The sequence below is a fragment of the Agrobacterium sp. DE0009 genome, from assembly GCF_007680755.1.
Lineage (GTDB): Bacteria > Pseudomonadota > Alphaproteobacteria > Rhizobiales > Rhizobiaceae > Agrobacterium > Agrobacterium tumefaciens_B.
Genome location: NZ_VEIU01000026.1, coordinates 1 through 1635, shown reverse-complemented (window position 1 = coordinate 1635; position 1635 = coordinate 1). Strand labels below are relative to the sequence as shown.

The 1635-nt window shown below is 60.7% G+C and carries 2 protein-coding genes; both read right to left on the bottom strand.

The genetic code is table 11. The features are described from left to right. Positions 1 to 134: 134 nt before the first annotated feature. A complete protein-coding gene (gene ada / locus FS804_RS24630; RefSeq protein ID WP_144579345.1) occupies positions 135 to 1157 on the bottom strand; it encodes a bifunctional DNA-binding transcriptional regulator/O6-methylguanine-DNA methyltransferase Ada in 1023 nt (340 codons plus the stop codon). Next, a complete protein-coding gene (locus tag FS804_RS24625; RefSeq protein ID WP_022557096.1) occupies positions 1157 to 1561 on the bottom strand; it encodes a nuclear transport factor 2 family protein in 405 nt (134 codons plus the stop codon). The genes ada and FS804_RS24625 overlap by 1 nt, the downstream gene beginning before the upstream one ends. Between the last annotated feature and the right edge of the window lie 74 nt (positions 1562 to 1635).

The following is a 1635-nucleotide window of genomic DNA, read 5'->3' as shown; positions in this document are numbered from 1 at the left end:
TCAATCGTATCGAAATCTGGCGAGCCGGTTGAGCAAGACGGTCTGGTGTAACGGATTAGCTGTTTCGCTCGGCAGGAGCACTGAACAATCGGGTAAACCACCGCGGCGCAGTTGTGCGAGAACACGATTTAGATTTAATGCCGTTCCTCTCTTCGCAGCAGCTCAGCCTTCCGCTCAATTCCCCAGGTATAGCGGAATGACGCTCCATCTTTTCTTACAACACGGTGGCAGGGAATAGCGATGGCGAGAGGATTGCTCGCGCAGGCACTGGCTACAGCCTTACCCGCCTTCGGACGTCCGACCTTAGCAGCGAGATCTTCATAGCTGATGATCTCGCCCGGAGAAATATCTCGCAACGCAAGCCAGACGCGACGCTGGAAGGTAGTCCCACGCAGGTCGAGTGGCAAGTCGAAGCCGACCTCCGGGCGCTCAACCATTCCAACAACCTTAGCGACGGTGTCCTCGTATCGTTCGTCCCCTCCGACAAAGTTCGCATTTGGAAATCGATCCTGAAGATCTGTCAGGAGGGCGGCAGGATCATCCCCAAGGAGAATTGCCGCAACGCCCTTGTCGCTCGAAGCAACCAGGATCGCACCAAGCGATGTCTGGCCGACTGCAAAGTGCAGCGTTTCCCTGCGCCCGCCTGCCCTGTAGTCTGCCGGGGCCATTCCGAGCGCGCGGCTGCATACCGCGTAGAACCGTCCGCTGGAACCGTATCCTGCGTCATAGAACGTCGACGTAATGGACCTGCCCGGTTTTAGTCCTTCCCGGACGAGTTGAGCCCTCCTCTCGAGCATGTATGCTCGCGGGGTCATTCCAGTGTGTGCGCGGAACGTCCGGTGGAAGTGCCCCTCACTGACGCCGAGCGCATGTGCGAGAGCCGCCACAGTGGGCGAGCTGTCGCCGGCATCGATCAGCTTGCACGCCTCAGCCACGAGATCGGCATTCCTCCTTGCAAATTTCTCGTCGTCGGGACGGCATCGCAGGCACGGGCGAAAGCCTGCTCTTTGTGCGTCGGAGACGCACCCGAACCAGCGCATGTTCTCTGGCCGGGGAGGACGGGAGATGCAGGTCGCCCTGCAGTAGGCGCCGGTTGTGAGGACGCCGCGGAATGCGAGCGCTGTCGCTTCGGTCAGAACTTCCGCGGCATCCGTCATCAGCCGGCGCTCCTCTGCATCGAGCCGAACGGGTTGTCGATCAGGTAGCGCCACAGACCGTCGGGGCCGCGGCGGGCGATGTCCGTTGCGGTCGCCACCATGTTGATCTTCGTGCCGTCCCGCGCCGTGCCGATATAGGACCAATCGAGAATGAGGGACGCGATGTCGCCCGCCACGAACAGGTGACGCTGCGTGATCGACATCTGAAGGCCGAGGCTGAAGTACTTGGAGAGCTCCCTGCCGATCGCCTCCCTGCCGACGTGAGCGACCCCTGCGGCGTCTACGATCAATCCTTCCGGGTCGTAGAAACCGAGCATGGTGTCAACGTCGAGCGAGTTCAGGTGTGCAAGGAGCGCCGGGACGATACCTTCCGGCGTCGAGGAGAGTGCGAGCTTGGTAGTCATTAAATGTCCTTCGTTGTTGTTCTGCCCCTGCGAGCGTCCTGACTATGGCGAGGCATCAAGGGGTCGAAACTCCG

Bases quoted from the DNA above. Each gene is read 5' to 3' on its own strand.
- ada (WP_144579345.1), bottom strand. From the start codon at position 1,157: ATGACGGATGCCGCGGAAGTTCTGACCGAAGCGACAGCGCTCGCATTC.
- FS804_RS24625 (WP_022557096.1), bottom strand. From the start codon at position 1,561: ATGACTACCAAGCTCGCACTCTCCTCGACGCCGGAAGGTATCGTCCCG.